This window comes from Chitinophaga sp. Hz27, assembly GCF_042263525.1.
In the GTDB taxonomy this organism is placed as follows: domain Bacteria; phylum Bacteroidota; class Bacteroidia; order Chitinophagales; family Chitinophagaceae; genus Chitinophaga.
In genome coordinates, this window is sequence record NZ_JBHKFJ010000002.1 from 164,339 (window position 1) to 183,312 (window position 18,974).

The 18,974-nt window shown below is 43.4% G+C and carries 16 protein-coding genes; 5 read left to right on the forward strand and 11 right to left on the reverse strand.

Features of this window, described 5'->3' with window-relative positions; translation table 11 throughout:
• The first annotated feature begins 87 nt into the window (after positions 1-87).
• Complete coding sequence (locus tag ACE38W_RS04570; protein WP_375829068.1) at positions 88-2,244, forward strand: TonB-dependent receptor; 2,157 nt, start codon at positions 88-90, stop codon at positions 2,242-2,244.
• 89 nt (positions 2,245-2,333) lie between these two features.
• Here the strand turns inward: ACE38W_RS04570 and ACE38W_RS04575 are convergent, their stop codons facing one another.
• The 9 genes from ACE38W_RS04575 to ACE38W_RS04615 all read right to left on the reverse strand — a co-directional run bounded on the left by ACE38W_RS04575 (position 2,334) and on the right by ACE38W_RS04615 (position 10,108).
• The gene (locus tag ACE38W_RS04575) at positions 2,334-3,581 is read right to left on the reverse strand and encodes a sulfate adenylyltransferase subunit 1 (protein ID WP_375829069.1); all 1,248 of its coding nucleotides are present in this window, start codon (positions 3,579-3,581) and stop codon (positions 2,334-2,336) included.
• Between the two features lie 111 nt (positions 3,582-3,692).
• On the reverse strand, positions 3,693-4,601 hold the full coding sequence (gene cysD / locus ACE38W_RS04580) for a sulfate adenylyltransferase subunit CysD (protein ID WP_375829071.1): 909 nt from the start codon (positions 4,599-4,601) through the stop codon (positions 3,693-3,695).
• Between the two features lie 56 nt (positions 4,602-4,657).
• A complete protein-coding gene (locus ACE38W_RS04585; protein WP_375829072.1) occupies positions 4,658-5,341 on the reverse strand; it encodes a phosphoadenylyl-sulfate reductase in 684 nt (227 codons plus the stop codon).
• 257 nt (positions 5,342-5,598) lie between these two features.
• A complete protein-coding gene (locus ACE38W_RS04590) occupies positions 5,599-6,018 on the reverse strand; it encodes an RrF2 family transcriptional regulator (RefSeq protein ID WP_375829073.1) in 420 nt (139 codons plus the stop codon).
• A 151-nt stretch (positions 6,019-6,169) separates the two neighbouring features.
• Positions 6,170-6,886: a 4-hydroxy-tetrahydrodipicolinate reductase gene (dapB, locus tag ACE38W_RS04595; protein ID WP_375829074.1), complete on the reverse strand. Its 717-nt coding sequence runs from the start codon at positions 6,884-6,886 to the stop codon at positions 6,170-6,172.
• 36 nt (positions 6,887-6,922) lie between these two features.
• A complete protein-coding gene (locus tag ACE38W_RS04600; RefSeq protein WP_375829075.1) occupies positions 6,923-7,687 on the reverse strand; it encodes a DUF5683 domain-containing protein in 765 nt (254 codons plus the stop codon).
• Positions 7,638-8,555, reverse strand: a complete 918-nt coding sequence (locus ACE38W_RS04605) for a ParB/RepB/Spo0J family partition protein (protein WP_375829076.1) — start codon at positions 8,553-8,555, stop codon at positions 7,638-7,640. The genes ACE38W_RS04600 and ACE38W_RS04605 overlap by 50 nt, the downstream gene beginning before the upstream one ends.
• Positions 8,539-9,360, reverse strand: coding sequence for a ParA family protein (locus ACE38W_RS04610; protein WP_375829078.1), 822 nt, complete (start codon positions 9,358-9,360; stop codon positions 8,539-8,541). Before ACE38W_RS04610 ends, ACE38W_RS04605 begins: the two co-directional genes overlap by 17 nt.
• A gap of 67 nt (positions 9,361-9,427) precedes the next feature.
• Complete coding sequence (locus ACE38W_RS04615) at positions 9,428-10,108, reverse strand: metal-dependent hydrolase (RefSeq protein WP_375829079.1); 681 nt, start codon at positions 10,106-10,108, stop codon at positions 9,428-9,430.
• Positions 10,109-10,517: 409 nt separating this feature from the next.
• On the opposite strand from ACE38W_RS04615, the gene ACE38W_RS04620 reads away from it, so the two are divergent.
• From ACE38W_RS04620 to lon, 4 genes are all read left to right on the forward strand, one after another.
• Positions 10,518-11,741 carry a metallophosphoesterase gene (locus tag ACE38W_RS04620; protein ID WP_375829080.1) on the forward strand — a complete coding sequence of 408 codons (1,224 nt, stop codon included), beginning with the start codon at positions 10,518-10,520 and terminating at the stop codon, positions 11,739-11,741.
• 182 nt (positions 11,742-11,923) lie between these two features.
• A complete protein-coding gene (locus ACE38W_RS04625; protein ID WP_375829081.1) occupies positions 11,924-12,814 on the forward strand; it encodes a hypothetical protein in 891 nt (296 codons plus the stop codon).
• A 110-nt stretch (positions 12,815-12,924) separates the two neighbouring features.
• Positions 12,925-13,530: a porin family protein gene (locus tag ACE38W_RS04630; RefSeq protein WP_375829083.1), complete on the forward strand. Its 606-nt coding sequence runs from the start codon at positions 12,925-12,927 to the stop codon at positions 13,528-13,530.
• A 319-nt stretch (positions 13,531-13,849) separates the two neighbouring features.
• The gene (gene lon / locus ACE38W_RS04635; protein ID WP_375829084.1) at positions 13,850-16,252 is read left to right on the forward strand and encodes an endopeptidase La; all 2,403 of its coding nucleotides are present in this window, start codon (positions 13,850-13,852) and stop codon (positions 16,250-16,252) included.
• A gap of 375 nt (positions 16,253-16,627) precedes the next feature.
• Here the strand turns inward: lon and ACE38W_RS04640 are convergent, their stop codons facing one another.
• Both ACE38W_RS04640 and ahcY read right to left on the reverse strand, forming a co-directional pair.
• Positions 16,628-17,359, reverse strand: coding sequence for a pyridoxine 5'-phosphate synthase (locus tag ACE38W_RS04640; protein ID WP_375829085.1), 732 nt, complete (start codon positions 17,357-17,359; stop codon positions 16,628-16,630).
• A gap of 177 nt (positions 17,360-17,536) precedes the next feature.
• A complete protein-coding gene (ahcY, locus tag ACE38W_RS04645; RefSeq protein ID WP_375829086.1) occupies positions 17,537-18,865 on the reverse strand; it encodes an adenosylhomocysteinase in 1,329 nt (442 codons plus the stop codon).
• Between the last annotated feature and the right edge of the window lie 109 nt (positions 18,866-18,974).

Here is an 18,974-nt window from a genome sequence, read left to right on the forward strand (position 1 = left end):
AAATCCCAGATATCCCGTTGCATGTAAATTTGCGCCTTGCTTAATAATCACTTTCTATTCATCACCTGATCAATCGCCTACATGCATATGTACAAACCTTTAGGTACATTTCCACTGCTGTTACTCGCTGCATGGCCCTTTCATAGCGCTATTGCCCAAAATAAACCCGCCAATACTAAAGATTCTGTTCAACAAAAAAAGCTGGGAGAAGTAGTCATCTCTGCCAGCAGAAGACCTGTAACGCTGGATCATGTTCCTTCATCCGTAACCGTAGTATCGAAGAAAATGCTGGAAAATGATATGTCTTTTACCACCGACGTCACAGACATCCTCGCCAGAGAAGTGCCAGGTATGGCGCCGGGATCACAGACCAACAGCAACGTTGGACAAGGCCTTCGTGGCCGGTCTGTACTGGTTATGATCGATGGTATCCCGCAATCATCTCCACTGCGTAATGGCGAAGTAGACCTCCGCTCCATCGACCCTGCTGTATTGGAAAGAGTAGAAGTATTGAAAGGCGCCACCGCTATCTATGGAAATGGCGCCACCGGCGGCTTGATCAACTATATCACCGCAAACCCTATGGGTAATAAACCTATTTCAGGTAGAACCTCCGTAAATATGACTGGTGGCCTGGTAGGACTGAAAAACAGTGTGGGTGGGCGATTCAGCCAGATGCTTCAGGGAAGGGCCGGTAAGTGGGACTATATCACCAGCGGCGTATATGAACAAACCGGCGAATACAAAGATGCCAACGGCCAATTGGTAGGACCAAACTATAGTTTGGGAGAAACAGAAACCTGGAACGCTTACGCAAAAGTAGGTTACCATATCAATAGCCGTCAAAAACTGCAACTGATGTATAACTTCTTTCGCAGTCAGCAAAACAGTAACTATACCTTGGTAAATGGAGATATCAGCAAAGGAATCCCTGCTACCGGCGTATTAGGAAAAACCGCTGGTGTACCTACTGGTTCAAAAGGGAATCATAACGTGCACCTGGTATACCAGGCAGATAGCCTGATTGGTGGAACCTCTCTCACAGCCGATGCTTATCTCGAATCCCGTGACGATATCTTCTATGTTTCTTTTGGTAGATTTGAAGGTGGAGATGGGCAATCACATACCCTCGATAAAAAGAAAGGATTGCGACTGATGCTGAACTCTTCCCTGCTCAATAGAAATGGCTTTTCCGGCAATATTTCTTATGGTGCAGATCTCCTGAATGATATTACTTCCCAACCGCTGGTAGACGGTCGTGTATGGGTACCCGAAATGAACATGCTCAATGCTGCGCCATTTGCAGAAACGCAGTTTACCTTCTGGCAGGACCTGATCCTGAAAGCAGGTGTACGAATTGAGAATGTTGGTGTGAAAGTGAAAGATTATACCACGCTGCGTTTAACTAACGCTGACGGATCTACGATCACCCCCGCGATTAACGTTGCTGGTGGCAATTTAAACTATACAGCAAAACTGTTTAATGCTGGTATCCGCTATAATAAATTGCCGCTGTTCATGCCTTATTTCAGCTTCTCTCAAGGCTTCTCTGTTTCCGATGTTGGGTTGGCACTGCGCGATTCTAAAGTAAATGATATTAAAAAAATCAATACAGAAGCGGTGCTGGTAAATAATTACGAACTGGGATTCGTGACCGAACATCGTGGCTTACGTTTCGAATTCAGTAGCTTCTTAAGTACCAGCAAACTCGGTGCTGATATGATCTTTGATCCAAATACAGGCCTATTCAATGTGAGCCGCACACCTGAAAGAATCTATGGTTTTGAAGCAGCTTTATCTTATGCTGTTCTGAAAAATCTGGACCTGAGTGCATCCTACAGCTACCTGGAAGGAAAAGCTGATACTGCAAAAACTGGAGGTAGTTATAATGTCTATTTGAACGGGCGTAGAATTGCACCCCCTAAAATGACTGCTACCATAGCTTATCGCCCAATTAAAGCACTGGAAGTACGCGCACAATATATGGGCGTGCAGGGGCGTGATCGATTTGTGAAAAACGCTAAAGGCGTATACAATGGCAATGAAGGCCCGGTAAAAGTTTACAACCTGGTGAACCTGGGCGCCAGCTATAAACTCAATGCTAAAACGATGTTTACAATGGGAATAGACAACCTCTTCAACGAAGATTATTTTCCAGCACGTTCACAATGGTTCATGCAGCCGGGTTTCTATGCTAAAGGACGTGGCGCTTCCTTTAATCTCGGTATCGCTATTACCTATTAACACTTCTATCATAAAACATAAAGCCATAAAAAAATCCAGATGTTAAAGACATCTGGATTTTTTTTATGGTAAACTATTGCAGAAGGCTGTTATTCAATAAAACCCACTGCAACAGTAGTATTATTAAACTCATCTATCAAAATGAACGCACCATTAGCTGGATTCACACTATAAGAATCAGCTAACACCGGCGAAGCCGTTTTAATAGTGATTTTACCGATATCATTTAAGCCCATAGAGGTTTTCCCTTCAATTTGCTCATAATTGGTTACATCTACTACAAAATTGATCTGCTGCACCTTAGCCTTCACACGGTTTACACCATGCTGTAGTAAATAGGTTTTACCTGGTGTCAGCGGCTGTGCGTCCATCCAGCAAACCTGTGCAGTGATTTCCTTCAATTGTTGTGGTTGCTGATCTGGTTTTACCAGCATATTACCACGACTGCTGTCGATTTCACCTTCCAATGTTATTACTACGCTTTCTCTGGCATGTGCAGTATCCAGTTGTTTTTCAAACTGCTCAATGGTTTTAATTTTGCTACGCTGACCAGAAGGTAGAGATATAACTTCGTCGCCTACACGGAAATGTCCACTGACAACTTTGCCGGCAAAACCACGGAAATCATGATGTTCAGTTGTTCTTGGACGAATCACGCTCTGTATCGGGAAGCGGGCAGGATGCACACTGTCTGCATGATCAAACTGTACCTGCTCCAGGTAATCCAGTAGGGTAGGACCCTGGTACCAGCTGATTGCTCCATTACTGGTGGCAACGTTTTCGCCATACAGAGACGACACCGGAATGAATTTCACTTCCTGGCCTTTGAAGGCCGCATTGGCCAGCAGTTGCTGGAATTCTTCGGTTATCTGATTAAAACGCGCTTCGTTATAATCTACCAGGTCCATTTTATTAACGCAAACTACCAGGTAAGGAATACGCAGCAGGTTAGCGATAAAAAAGTGACGGAAAGTCTGTTCCACAATGCCTTTGCGGGCATCTATCAGGATCAGCGATACCTGTGCATTGGAAGCTCCTGTAACCATGTTACGGGTATATTCTATATGTCCGGGAGTATCGGCAATGATATATTTTCGGGTAGGAGTAGAAAAGTAGATATGTGCCACATCGATGGTGATACCTTGCTCGCGTTCTGCTACCAATCCATCTGTCAGGAGAGAGAGATCGGTGAAGTCGAGGCCTTTTCTTTTGCTGGCTGCATGTAATGCTTCCATTTTATCCTGTGGGATAGAGTTGGTATCATAGAGAAGACGTCCTATGAGCGTACTTTTTCCATCATCTACACTACCGGAGGTGGCTATACGTAATACTTCCATTTGTTATTGTGTTTTGGGACAGCAGTCTGGCTACTGTAGTTGTTTTCCGCGCGAGGCGCGGGAATGTATTTCCATCTGTGGCAAACCCAGAGAGGATTTGTTGCTTGTTGATTAAAAATAACCAGCCTGCTTACGTTTTTCCATAGCAGCTTCGGAGCGTTTATCATCAATACGGGCGCCTCTTTCAGAGATTTTGGCTTCCATAATTTCAGCGATGATATCTTCCAGTTTATCTGCTTCAGAAAGTACGGCTGCGGTACAAGTCATATCACCAACGGTACGGAAACGTACTTTCTGACGATAAGGTACTTCATCAGCGCTTGTATTCAGGAAAGGAGAGTATGGCCAGTAAAGCCCGTCTCTTTCAATGATTTCGCGCTCATGTGCATAGTAGATGGATGGAATACGAAGATTTTCTCTACGGATATAATTCCAAACGTCCAGCTCTGTCCAGTTGGAGATTGGGAATACCCTAACGTTTTCGCCTATATTAATTCTTCCGTTGAGGATATCAAACAGTTCAGGACGTTGCATTTTAGCGTTCCATTGACCAAATTCATCTCTTACGGAGAAAATTCTTTCTTTGGCACGTGCTTTTTCTTCATCACGGCGGGCGCCTCCGATACAAGCATCAAATTTACCTTCTTCGATGGCATCCAGCAGGGTAACGGTTTGCAGGGCATTACGGCTGGCGTATTTACCTGTTTCTTCCTGTACTTTTCCCTGATCAATGCTATCCTGTACGTTGCGGACAATGATATCCAGCCCCAGGGTATTTACCAGCCAGTCGCGGAATTCAATTGTCTCCGGGAAATTATGACCAGTATCTACATGCAATAAAGGAAAAGGTATTTTGCCCGGATAGAAAGCTTTTTGGGCTAAACGTACCAGCGTGATGGAGTCCTTCCCACCGGAGAAAAGCAACACGGGTTTTTCAAACTGGGCAGCGGTTTCACGAAGAATATAAATGGCTTCATCTTCCAGTGCCTGAGGAAATTCCCAATTGATCTGATTCGTCATGGACTATATAAATTAGTTGAAGTTATGGTAATTGATTAGGTGCGTTATGCTGAAGATTAGCCATGGAGGCCACATTCCTTATGAGAAACTTCCCACCACCAGCGGCCTGCACGCGGATGCTCGCCTGGTTCAATTGCACGGGTACATGGGGCACAGCCGATGCTGACAAATCCTTTATCATGCAATTTATTGTAAGGAATTTTATTTTCATTCAGATAATTTATCATTTTCTCGTATGGCCAGTGGATCAATGGATTGTATTTATACAACTGCTTATTTTCATCCCACTCGATTGCTCTCATATCATGACGGTTGTCCGATTGTTCGGCACGAAGCCCTGTTATCCAGACCTTCACTCCTTGAAGGGCGCGGTTCAGCGGAACCACTTTACGGATGGCACAACACTCTTTTCTGTTGTCTACTGATTCATAAAAGCTATTCGGACCTTTTGCCTTCAGCAATTGCTCTACAGCTGCTGTTTCTGGGAAATACACGTCTATCGGCTGCTTGTAACGTGCCATCGTCAGGTCGATGAGGTCATAAGTTTCCTGGAACAGTCGCCCTGTATCCAAGGTGAATACCCGCACGGGTAAATTATTTTTCCAGATAATATCTGCAATTACCTGGTCTTCCTGGCCAAAAGAGGTGGAAAATGCTACTGCTCCCGGATAAAGCTCCGTCAACAGCCTGATGCCTTCCCCTACTGACTTGTTGTCCAGCGCGGTGGTAATGTCTGTCATGTATAACTTCCTTATAGTGAAATGCCCTTGTGCCAGCCCTTCTGCAGTTGAAATTACTCCAGCGGGTATACAAAAATACATAAAACCTATAAAAAAGATAGACTAAATAGGTAAAAAGCAAAAATATTTTGACAGGTTGAAGTCAGAGTGGCAACAGGCTTGCAGTAATGAGGGATTTGAGCAGAAATATGGGGAGGCATATAAAGAAAAAGCCCCTGCCGAGACAGGAGCTTTTTAACATCTTAAGGATCTTTGACTTAGCTATTCCTTGTGAGAATATCTTTCAATGTCTTGTTTTCCAGAATTTTCAGTGCGGAGTCTCTCACTTTTCCCATCACTTCATTTAAACCACAAATGGCTTCATCGCGACAGTTTTCGCAACGTTCGTAGTAGTTCAGACTCACGCAAGGCAGCAAAGCAATAGGACCGTCCAGCAAGCGTATGATCCTTGCCAGTGCGATTTCTTTAGGTGGCTTCATCAGATAATAGCCACCACCTTTTCCTTTTTTACTACCCAGTATACCAGAGTTTTTGAGCTCCAGCAGAATATTTTCAAGGAATTTGATAGATATATTCTTTTCCTGTGCTATTTCAGAGATAAGGATAGGTCCTTTGTCTACATTCTCGGCCAGGTAAATTAATGCGTGAAAAGCGTATTGTGTTTTTTTAGATAACATATCGTCTGTTTTGCATCCCCCCTGGATGTGCTTTGGTGGCAGCGAACATTATTTTACCTAACAAATATAAGTTGTTCCTGCGTTTTTTTGACATTTTGCCATAGATACCTGCCAAAACCTGCAAAAGGAGGCTTTATGCAGCGTGATCATTTTAGAGGTTCAATACATCCTTCATGGTAAACACACCGGATTTGCCTTTCAGCCATTCCGCTGCTGTTACGGCGCCAGCAGCAAAACCTTCTCTGGAATGTGCAGTATGCGTGATACTGATATCATCGATAGGAGAAGTATATGTAATGGTATGCGTACCTGGTGCCGGATCAATACGTTTGGAGATGATCGGCAGTTGATCAGGGTTTCTGCTTTCTTCGTTGATCCATTCTTTCTTACGGGTCACTGAGTGCAGTAGCTGCTCTGCCAGTGTGATAGCGGTTCCGCTGGGACTATCTTTCTTCTGGGTATGGTGAATTTCTTCCATCCATACATCATATTGTGTTTGGCCAGCCATCAGCTGCGCCAGACGTTTATTTACTTCAAAGAAGATATTTACACCGATGCTGAAATTTGTTGCGTGCAGGAATGCTTTTCCTTCTTTTTTGCAGATTGCTTCGATTTCTGGCAATTTTTCCAGCCATCCGGTGGTACCGCTAACTACAGGAACATTTGCTTCAAAGCATTTGAGGATATTATCGAAGGCCGTTTCCGGGGTTGTGAATTCGATAGCTACATCTGCCTGGCTCAGGTGTTCCTTGTCCAACAGATGTTTATGGCTGATATCAATGCGGAGAATAACTTCGTGACCTTTAGCGGTAGCAATGGCATCAATGGCTTTACCCATTTTGCCATATCCGATCAGTGCAATTTTCATAACCCTTAATTCGGTTTTTTATGTTGATGGCGGTGTTTAGCGACCTGCATAAAACAAGCCTTGTCTGTTCTTTTTACCTCCTATGGAGATATTAACACCTATGCCTAATGTGCGATTATTAATAATGGTTGGCGATACTCTGAACGAAAGATCATCTGAGATATCAAAGGAGCGGAGGTGTGCAAACACGGTAGCATCCACGATATTCAATCCATATGACAATACGAAAAACAATACAGAGTAGTCCACATACGATCGGTACTGATCCCTGATTACCTTGATAGCATCTGCAGGATAAGTACGTGGGTAGATGGTTTCAAATTCGTCGTGTATATCCGGGTTGTTGAGTATACGGATACGATATGCATCACGGTAACGCTTATACTCTTTCATGTTGAAAATGAAAAAGCCGGTACAGGTACCGATGGCTGCATATACGAGCGGAATTTTCCAGTATTCTTTGTTGTAGGCCTGGCCTAAGCCCGGGAGTACAGCGGAGTAGAGGGCAGCCTTGCGTGGACTGTGAATTTTAGGTTCTCCCAGTTTATCTGCAAGGATAATGCTATCTAAATGCTTAGCATGTGCCGTGCTATCTGTTCTACTCACCTTGATAGTAGTATCGGAGGTGAATTTGATGGCAGGGGGCACAGTATCTTTCTGCTGCTGGGAAGCAGCCATTACAGGTACTGTTGCCATGCATAGCAACATGAATAAAGTTATACGCAAAAAATGATGAATCTGTCCAGCCTTATTAGCCACCGTAAATGTCAATTTTTTCCAGAATGCTATCCAGTTCTTCATCTGAATAGAATTCGATCATGATACTTCCTTTTCCGTTTTTGTCTCTGTCCAGTTTAACTTTCGTTGAGAAGTGCGAAGCCAGGTTATCCTGAATTTTCTGGAAGGCTGGCGGCAGTTTAACTTTTGCTTTCTGCAGGTTTCCTTTTTCTGTAGCCTGGGCCATACGACGAGCCAATTCTTCTGTCTGACGAACAGAAAGGCCCTCTTTTATGACTTCATTAAACAGGAATAACTGGTTTTCTACTTTTTCGATACCGGTGATTACGCGTGCATGGCCCATGCTAAGCAGGCCATTTCTTACGGCAACCTGAATATCTGGCGGCAGTTTTAACAGGCGGATATAGTTGGTTACCGTACTTCTTTCTTTGCCCATACGATCGGCCACTTGTTCCTGTGTGAGGGAACATTCTTCCATCAGGCGCTTGTAGCTGAGTCCCACCTCAATAGCATTGAGGTTTTCACGCTGAAGGTTTTCCAGCAAGGCCAGTTCCAGCAGTTCCTGATCATTTACCTGACGAACATACGCGGGTATATCTTTCAGATCAGCCATTTTACTGGCTCTCCATCTGCGTTCGCCGGCAATGAGCTGATATTTTTTATTGCTGATTTTCGCAACCGTAATAGGTTGGATAATATCATGCAGCTTAATAGACTGACTCAGCTCCTGTAATGCCAACTCATCAAAATCACGGCGGGGCTGTTTAGGATTGGTCACTATCTGGTCTAACGGGATACGTTCAATACCAGTGGCAGTAGACACCACCTTATCACCCAACGCACCTGCTGTTTGCTTCAGATCTGTATCAATGTTTTGGAGCAAAGAGCGGATGCCCTTACCCAGCGCTTCTTTCTTACTTGGATTGGTCATCGTTTATAGCTAAGATTTTGTCTTTAGATTTGATTTTTGTGAAATTATGTTTCTGCAGAATTTCTTTTGCCAGATTCAGGTAATTGATAGCCCCTGTGCTGGCTGCGTCGTACATAATTACGGATTTTCCAAAGCTAGGTGCTTCTCCCAGTTTGGTATTACGGTGTATAATGGTGTTAAAGACACTCTCTTCAAAATGTTGTTTCACTTCATCAACTACCTGGTTGCTGAGGCGTAAACGGCCATCGTACATGGTCATCAGTATACCTTCAATTTCCAGTTCTATATTCAGGCGACTTTGTACGATCTTAATGGTATTGAGGAGTTTTCCCAAGCCTTCCAATGCAAAAAACTCGCATTGAACGGGAATAATTACGGAATTGGATGCTACCAACGCATTCACCGTAATAAGGCCCAGCGATGGAGAACAATCTACGATTACAAAATCATAATCACCCTGCACACTGTCAATCACCTGCTTCATTACACGTTCCCTGTTAGGGTGGTTGATCAGTTCCAGTTCGGCGCCAACCAAGTCTATATGAGAGGGGAGTACCCTCAGATTAGGAGTATCAGATTCCAGTATGACATCTTTGGCCTGAACATCGTTTACCATACAGTCATACAAACTTTGCTGCACATTGCGCAGGTCAAAGCCGAGTCCTGTGGTGCTGTTGGCCTGAGGATCAGCATCCACCAGCAGTGTCTTGTATTCCAGCACTGCCAGGCTACTTGCCAGGTTAATTGCACTTGTAGTTTTTCCTACGCCACCTTTCTGGTTAGCGATTGCGATAATTCTTGCCATTGTCTTAATTAATAATTCAAGGTTTATTTATAGGATAGAGGATAAAATCAGTTGCAACATCTCTTCCTCAAACCTCAACAGTATCACCTATTCCAGGCAGCAGGAGTTCCAGACCTGCGTCTTTAAACTGTTCCAGGGCAGCCTGATGGTCTATCTTAATATAGCCAAAAGTATCGTAGTGTACGCCAATTATTTTTGCACATTCGATCATTTCTGCTGCAGCAATGGCATCTTCTACTCCCATCGTGAAATTATCCCCGATAGGTAATACGGCAAAATCCAGCTTGGCAAATGATGGAACCAGTTCCATATCATAGGTAAGCGCCGTATCTCCGCTATAATAAAAATTACCTTCGTCTGTAATAAATACAAATCCCATCGGATTACCACCGTAACTGCCGTCTGGTAAACCACTGGAATGTTGTGCCACCGTACATTTTACCGTTCCAAAGTCGAACTTCCATTTGCCACCGGTATTCATAGGATGAAGCTTCTCCAGTCCCTGTTTTCCCGCCCAGGTCACAATCTCGAAGTTAGATACTACGGTTGCGCCTGTACGTTTTGCCAGTTCCACCAAATCCGCCGTATGGTCCTCATGACCATGCGATACAAATATGTAATCAGCCTTAATGGCCTCAATATCAACTTTCTTCGCTAACTCATTATGTCTGATAAAAGGATCAAATAAGATGCTCTTACCCTTGATCTCCACCGCAAAGCAGGAATGTCCGTAGAACGTGAACTTCATAAATTAATTATTTGAATGAATTACAGTGCGTAACATCATGTCACCCCACACGTAATTTGGCTATCAATATTAATTCTGTCAAAATTAAAAGTAACCCCAATCGGACAAAAATACAACGATTAGGTAAAAATCAGGCTACGCGGAATATATAATTTATTCACACTCTCCCTATAACCCCTTGTTAAAGGATTAATTCTGAATAGCTTCGCATGTCCAAATGTAACGGTTTCCTTTTCTTCAGAAAAAAAATAAAACATACAATTAACCTGCTTGTTATTCGTCTACATATCAACTGCATGATATTTAACTTTTTGTACAAGCACTATTTGGGTATCTTGCTAGATTAGTCATATTAACATAAATTATAATAATGCGCCCTGGCTCTAATTCTTTCATTCTGGTCCTATTCATGATAATCCTGGACATCTATGTCTTCCAGGCAGTTCGCGCCATGGTGTTTATGTCTACCCCAAGGGTTAGAAATATCACCTACAGCACCTACTGGGTCCTCTCCATCGCCTGTGTGGCAATGGTAGCACTCTTACCTTATATTAAATGGCATAACTGGCCCAATGCCGTTAAGTCATATGTCCTCGCCATCATCATCGGCCTGGTAATGGCCAAACTTCTCGCGGCAGTTTTCCTCCTTATAGACGATTTGCGTAGGGCAATTGTTTGGGTAATACGCAGATTTTCAGCTCCTAAGGAAGTTGCCATAGAAGCAGTAAATGGACTTTCCCGCTCCCAATTCCTCAACAGACTGGGACTGATCGCGGGAGGCAGCCTATTTGGCGCCCTGTTATACGGTTTCTCCAATAAATACAATTATCATGTTCATAAAATAAAACTCACCTTTAAAAACTTACCTGCCTCTTTTAAAGGAATGCGTATCGTTCAGATTTCGGATATCCATTCAGGTAGTTTTGCCAACAGGGAAGCCGTACTGAAAGGCGTGAAAATGATCAATGACCAAAAAGCTGACCTGGTACTCTTTACCGGCGATCTGGTCAATGACCGTGCCATTGAAATGGAACAATGGATGGACGTATTCAGCCAGGTGAAAGCGCCAATGGGCGTTTATTCGACCCTGGGTAACCACGATTACGGCGATTACTACCCATGGCCCGACAAGCAGCCCAATGGCTACAGCGCCATGCAGCACCAGAACCTGGAACACCTCAAAAAAGTACATGCCGACCTTGGCTGGAAATTAATGATGAATGAAAACACCGTTTTCCAGCGTAATGAAGATAAAATAGCACTCCTGGGAATTGAAAACTGGAGCGCTATGTCAAGATTCCCTAAATACGGAGATCTGAAACGTGCCTACGATGGTGTTAGCGACATACCTTTCAAAATACTAATGTCGCACGATCCTACCCACTGGGACGCACAGATACGCCCTGAGTTTGCAGATATTGACCTGACATTGGCCGGTCATACCCATGGTATGCAGTTCGGCGTGGAAATTCCAGGCCTGAAATGGAGCCCAGCTCAGTATATATATAATGAATGGGCCGGACTATACAAGAAAGGAAGCCAGTTCCTCTATGTAAACCGCGGCTTCGGCTTCCTGGGATATCCGGGTAGGGTAGGCATACTGCCAGAAATTACCGTAATTGACCTTGTTTAAAATACCAGCCCCGCTTATTTATCGACAAATAAGCGGGGTACACCTATACTTACTGCCTCTTCACCCATAATCCAGCCCTTATAACTGCAGATCTGTTATATTGCACGAGCATTATATTTGGAAAAAGCATTTTCATGCGGGTTTACTTTATATTCTTATTACTGTTATGCAGCCATTTGACAATGGGCCAAACTTTAGCTGAGCTGGAACATCAGCTTGACTCATTGCTGCATAAAAAAGAGAAGAGTGAACTGGTGGCAAGTGTTGGTTATGGAAATAATCCGGCTTATGGCAGCCCAACCCCGAATTATGAGCTGCCTCTCGTCATGAAAACCTTTATTTCTCCTTCACTTACCTATTATCACAAAAGCGGCTTTTATGGTAGTGTAAGCGGATACTATCTGTTTAATGCCTACCAGGATCCCTGGTATGAATGGGACTTTACTGCCGGATACGACTATACGAAAAATGATAAGCTATTAACTGGTATCTCTTACACCAGATATATTTTTGCAGATAGTTCAGATGTTCCACTTTCACCTATCAATAATGAGCTTTTTGCTTACTTCTACTATCGCCAATGGTGGTTGGAACCTGGTGTCAGCCTGGATTACGGCTGGGGCAAAACAGTAACGGATGGCATGCGTAACGGGTTGAAATCAAGACAGACATTACAAGGGCATGATTTTAATGTGATAGCAGCAGTCCGGCATCCTTTTATTTTCACTGGCATACTTTCCTCTAAAGATGCTATTCTGTTGACCCCATCATTTGCGTTAACGATGGGTACTGCTAACTATTTCAGTAATTTGAAAGGATTCCAGTATTTCACCCGCTCATCCAAGCCCAGTAAGGTTGTACGCAAACCTGGAGCCGCTATTCCTAAGCCATTTGATATTTCTGCAAAACAAATTACTGCATTTGAACCGCGGGCGCTCGATCTTACCGTAAATGTTTCTTACCTCTTCGGAAAAGTAAGTTTCTCTCCATCTTATACCGTTTTCAAAACTTTTAATACCGGCGAAAACGGCCTCCTTAGCTACTTTACAGCGAAGCTCAGCTACAGTTTCTGATTTTTTTAACATTTAGCACGGCTTTTGTAATTGTCACCCCGCAACTATTCGTAGGGGTAAAAGATTTCATAAGCGTCTATATTTTAACCATTACATTTAATCTTGTTTTTATGAAAAAACTCTTGCTTGCTGTTGTGTTGCTGACTGCAACAGCCGTTTCGTCTGTTAACGCACAATCCATATTCCGCTGGGGTGTTAAAGGTGGTGCCAATTTGGGTAAATTAGATGGTACAGGGTATCAGAACGGATTTAACCTCGGTTATCACCTGGGTGGTTTTGTTCAGCTCAATCTTGCAAAAGGTTTCGGTGTACAGGGAGAAGCTATTTTCTCTTCTACCAAAACTAAAACTACCGACGATTTTAGTCAGATTTACAACACCGGTAATCTGAAGGACAATGGAAAAAATATCACGTTGAATTACCTGAGCATTCCATTGTTAGCTAATATTGACCTGGGTACCCCACGTCTGAAACTCCAGTTAGGCCCTCAGTTTGGCGCCCTGGTAAGTAACAAAGACGTATTTGGCGCAGCAGGTAATGCGTTCAAAGGCGGCGAAATCTCTGGTGTGGGTGGTCTTTGGCTGCAATTGCCAATTATCAACATCAGTGCCCGTTACATTATCGGATTTAACGATGTTAAAAACGTAAGCAGTGTTACCAACACCAGCAACTGGAAAAACCAATCTATCCAGCTGGGTGTGGGTGTTACCCTTTAATCGTGCGAACGATTAGAGTAGCACAATTACCAATTTGAAGGTAAACTGCACAAATATCATTGACGCCGGTCACTACTATGTAGTGACCGGCTTTTTTATATATGACGATCGGACAGCTTATTTTCAGCTATTGGTTAATCATTTTGAAAAAATAAATGTTAAAGATCTCATTATATTGTTCATGCAGATCGGATAAAGACGCTTCTTTTGGCAGGGATTTCAGTTGGCACTAATCTTGACAATGTACCACTGCTATTAAACTGAGCGTCTGAAGTCGGGGAGTCTGACAGAATGTCCTCAGTGGCTTTAAATAATTCAGATGAATAGATTTTATTTAGGAAATTCAGAAGATGAAATGGAATTCATGCCTATTATCCCACTCAGTGAAGACGGCGAGGGGCAAGAGGATGACAAGATTCCTGATGAATTGGCATTATTACCTTTAAGAAATACAGTACTCTTCCCTGGAGTGGTTTTACCAATTACTGTAGGCAGGGACAAATCGATAAAAGCAGTAAACGATGCCTACAAGACTGACAAAATGATCGGTGTTGTAGCGCAAAAAGACAGTACAATCGAAGATCCGGTTGTAGCTGACCTTAGTGAAGTTGGAACTGTAGCGCGGATAGTAAAGCTCATCAAAATGCCGGATGGCGGTACTACCATCATCATCCAGGGCCGTAAGCGCTTTAAAATTGATGAGGTTGTTACGGAAGAGCCATATTTCAAAGCAAAAATTTCCATTCTGCAAGATGAATCTGCAGATGATGATACAGAGTTTGATGCCTATATCTCCTCTATCAAGGACCTGGCAGGGCAGATTATACAATTATCTCCCAACCTCCCTTCTGAGGCGAGCATTATTCTGAAAAATATCGAGAATGCCGCTTTTCTCGTGCATTTCGTGTCTTCAAACCTCAATTCTGAGTTAAAAGACAAACAGTTATTGCTGGAAACGAATGACCTGCGTCAACGTGCTGAATTGCTGATGAAGTTATTGCAGACAGAATTACAGCTGGCAGAACTGAAAAATAAAATCACCAACAAAACCAAAGCTGACCTGGATAAGCAGCAACGCGATTATTTCCTGCAACAGCAGATGAAATCTATCAAGGAAGAATTGGGTGGTGACTCCAATGATCGTGAGATCAGGGAAATGAAACGAAAAGCAGAAGATAAAAAATGGCCTGCGGCTGCTGCTGAAGCGTTTACAAAAGGAATTGAGAAACTGGAACGTATGCACCCAAGCACGCCGGATTACAGCGTGGTATATAACCACCTGGACCTCCTGCTGGACCTGCCTTGGGGCGAATACACTACCGATAGCTATGATCTGAAGAAAGCGAAAAAAGTGCTGGATAATGATCATTATGGTATGGACAAAATCAAGGAGCGTATCCTGGAATACTTGGCTGTACTGAAACTGAAAGGCGACATGAAGTCTCCAATCTTATGCTTCGTAGGCCCTCCAGGTATAGGTAAAACCTCTCTGGGTCGCAGTATTGCCAATGCTATTGGTCGTAAATACGTAAGACTCAGTTTGGGAGGCCTTCATGACGAAAGTGAAATCCGTGGTCACCGTAAAACCTATATCGGTGCTATGCCTGGCCGTATCGTGCAGTCTATCCGCAAGATAAAATCTTCCAACCCGGTTATCATCCTGGATGAATTAGATAAACTGGCCAACGATCATCGTGGCGATCCTAGTTCCGCTATGTTGGAAGTGCTGGACCCTGAACAGAACAGTACTTTCTATGATAACTACCTGGAACTGGAATATGACCTGAGCAAAGTGTTATTTATTGCTACGGCGAATAACCTGGGCGCTATTCCTGCGCCACTGCGCGACAGGCTCGAAATCATTGACCTGAGTGGTTATTCCGTTGAAGAGAAAGTAGAGATCGCGAAACGTCACCTCATTCCTAAACAGAAAGAGGCACATGGTTTGAAGGATACTAAATTCCGTATAAGCAACAGCGTTATAGAGCATATCGTTTCAGATTATACCCGTGAAAGTGGTGTGCGTGAGCTGGACAGGCAGTTTGCAGCAATTATGCGTAACCTGGCCAAGGAAGTGGCTTTAGAGCATGCTTTACCAGACTCGCTTTCAAATGAATTTGTAGAGAAGGTTTTAGGTAAATCCAAATACAGCAACGAGATCTATAAAGGTGGAAATCCTCCGGGAGTAACGGTGGGTCTTGCCTGGACTTATGTAGGCGGAGATATTCTTTTTATCGAAAGTAGTTTGAGTGAAGGTAAAGGAGAGCTGAAGCTGACCGGTAATCTGGGTAATGTGATGAAGGAATCAGCTATCACCGCATTGACCTGGCTTCAATCTAACGCGGCGACTTACAATATTGATCCTAAGGTCTTTAGAGAAAAGAGCGTTCATATACATATTCCTGAAGGCGCTGTTCCGAAAGACGGTCCTAGTGCAGGTATCACCATGCTAACTGCGCTGACTTCCCTGTTTACAGGCAGAAAAGTGAAGTCTTACCTGGCAATGACCGGCGAGATTACGTTACGTGGACAGGTGTTACCAGTAGGAGGTATCAAGGAAAAAATACTTGCAGCTAAGCGTGCCGGTATCCGTGAGATCATACTTTGCTGGCAGAATGAAAAGGATATTAATGAAATTAATCCTGACTATATCAAAGGACTGAAGTTCCATTATGTTAGACAAATGAACCAAGTGCTCGATATAGCGTTATTAAAGAAATAAACTCGTGTAACATTACCGCCACTCCTGGCGGTAACTATTATAGAAATTCATATCGGTTTTGTTGTGACCCCGATATGAATCATGTTGATTGTTTTAAGGGTTCGATAAAGCCATTTGCGTAAGCTGATGGCTTTATCGCTTTTTAGGCATTTAGGTTCGTCTCTGTACCATAGAGAAACTGAAGTTTGAAAAGATGTTATTTTGTTATTTATATTCAATAAAAAATGAAGGGAGATGCGGACTGCATCTCCCTTCATTTTTTATTTTAAGCAATGCCATCGAAGATGTCATTGGTATTTATTCTGTGCTTCGAGTGGTATTGCTACCACGAAGAAAAAAGACATCGGTACCTATTGGTATAGATGAGATAGAATATTAATCTGCTAACTGTCTTTTATACAGCTGGATAGTATTTTCCAGGCCGAAATAGATAGCATCAGCAACCAATGCATGCCCGATGGAAACTTCTTTCAGTTGTGGGATATGCAGTTTGAAGAAGCGGAGGTTATCCAGGTTGAGATCGTGGCCGGCGTTGATATCCAGTCCGATAGCGGTAGCTTCTTTCGCTGTATTTTTATAGTCGTTGAACAGCTGCAGATTTTGTGGCTGCGTTCTGGCTTTCGTATATTCTTCAGCGTAAGGGCCAGTATAAAGTTCTATGCGATCTGCGCCAGCGGATTTTGCTCCAGCAACCATTGCTACTTCCGGGTTGAGGAAGATGGATACGCGGATACCTGCTTTTTTCAGGTCAGCGATTACCTCTTTAAGTTGTGACTGATAGGTGATAGTATCCCAGCCGGTATTAGAAGTAATTGCATCTGGCGGATCCGGAACCAGCGTGCATTGGTGTGGTTTAACTGATAAAACCAGGTCCATGAATTCTTTGGAAGGATATCCTTCGATATTGAATTCAGTGGTCACTAATGGTTTCAGGTCAAGCACGTCCTGGTAGCGAATATGTCGTTCGTCTGGGCGGGGATGCACAGTGATTCCGTCTGCGCCGAAGCGTTCGCAGTCCTGTGCTATTTTCAGTATATCCGGGAGATTGCCACCGCGAGCATTGCGCAGTGTTGCAAACTTATTGATGTTAACACTAAGCTTTGTCATGCCGCAAAATTATTGATTTTTTATTGGTGGTGTATGCAATTTTTCTGCTGAAGCTGGCGTGCAGTATTTTTTCTTTTTCGGTTATAATCTTTGTTGATGGATAAGGTGAGATATTGGCATAAAAAAAGAGACCAGCTGAAAAGGCTGATCTCTTTTAGAAAAAGTATCTGAAACAGATTAGTATCTGTAGTAGTCAGGTTTGAATGGACCTTCAACTGGAATACCGAGATATTCAGATTGAACGGAGGTCAGGGTATCCAGTTCAACACCGATTTTTTTCAGGTGCAGTCTGGCTACTTTTTCATCCAGGTGTTTAGGCAGTACATATACTTTGTTTTCGTATTTGTCAGCATTCAACCAGAGTTCCAGCTGAGCCAGGGTTTGGTTGGTGAATGAGTTGGACATTACGAAAGAAGGGTGACCGGTAGCGCAGCCCAGGTTTACGAGGCGACCTTCAGCCAGGAGGATGATATCTTTACCGTCGATAGTATATTTATCTACCTGAGGTTTGATTTCAACTTTAGTATTGCCGTAGTTTTTATTTAACCATGCAACATCGATTTCGATATCGAAGTGACCGATGTTAGACACGATACATTTATCTTTCATCAGTTTGAAGTGTTCGCCGTTGATGATATCGCGGCAACCGGTGGTAGTAACGATGATGTCTGCTTCTTTCACAGCATCAACCATTTTTTTCACTTCATAACCTTCCATAGCAGCCTGCAGTGCGCAGATTGGGTCGATTTCAGTTACGATAACGCGAGCGCCAGCGCCACGGAGAGATTCAGCGGAACCTTTACCAACATCACCGAAACCAGCAACAACAGCTACTTTACCAGCGATCATAACATCGGTAGCACGACGGATAGCATCTACGCAGGATTCGCGGCAACCATATTTATTATCGAATTTGGATTTGGTAACGGAGTCGTTGATATTGATAGCAGGCATTGGTAAAGTACCGTTTTTCATGCGCTCATAGAGACGGTGAACACCGGTAGTAGTTTCTTCACTCAGACCTTTGATGTGTTGGATCAGTTCTGGGTAGCGGTCCAGTACCATGTTGGTCAGGTCACCACCATCGTCCAGGATCATGTTTAACGGGCGATCAGCAGCACCGAAGAACAGTGTTTGCTCAATGCACCAGTCAAAATCCTGTTCGTTAAGGCCTTTCCAGGCGAAAACAGGTACGCCTGCAGCAGCGATAGCAGCAGCAGCGTGATCTTGGGTAGAGAAGATATTGCAAGAGCTCCAGCGAACTTCAGCGCCCAGGTGAACGAGTGTTTCGATCAGTACGGCAGTCTGGATAGTCATATGCAGACAACCGGCGATACGAGCACCTTTCAGCGGTTTAGAATCACCATACTCTTCACGGAGAGACATCAGACCTGGCATTTCAGCTTCTGCCAGTTCGATTTCTTTACGACCCCAGTCAGCCAGGGACATATCTTTTACCTTATATTTCAGGTTAAAGTCGATGTTAGAATTAGAAATAGTAGACATTCTTACTTTTTTTGCAAATCTATGGTTATTTTTTCTTTTTACATAGATATTCACTGAGGACTTTTTCTATTTCTTCGTTAAAGTTTGGGATACCAGCATTATTTACTTC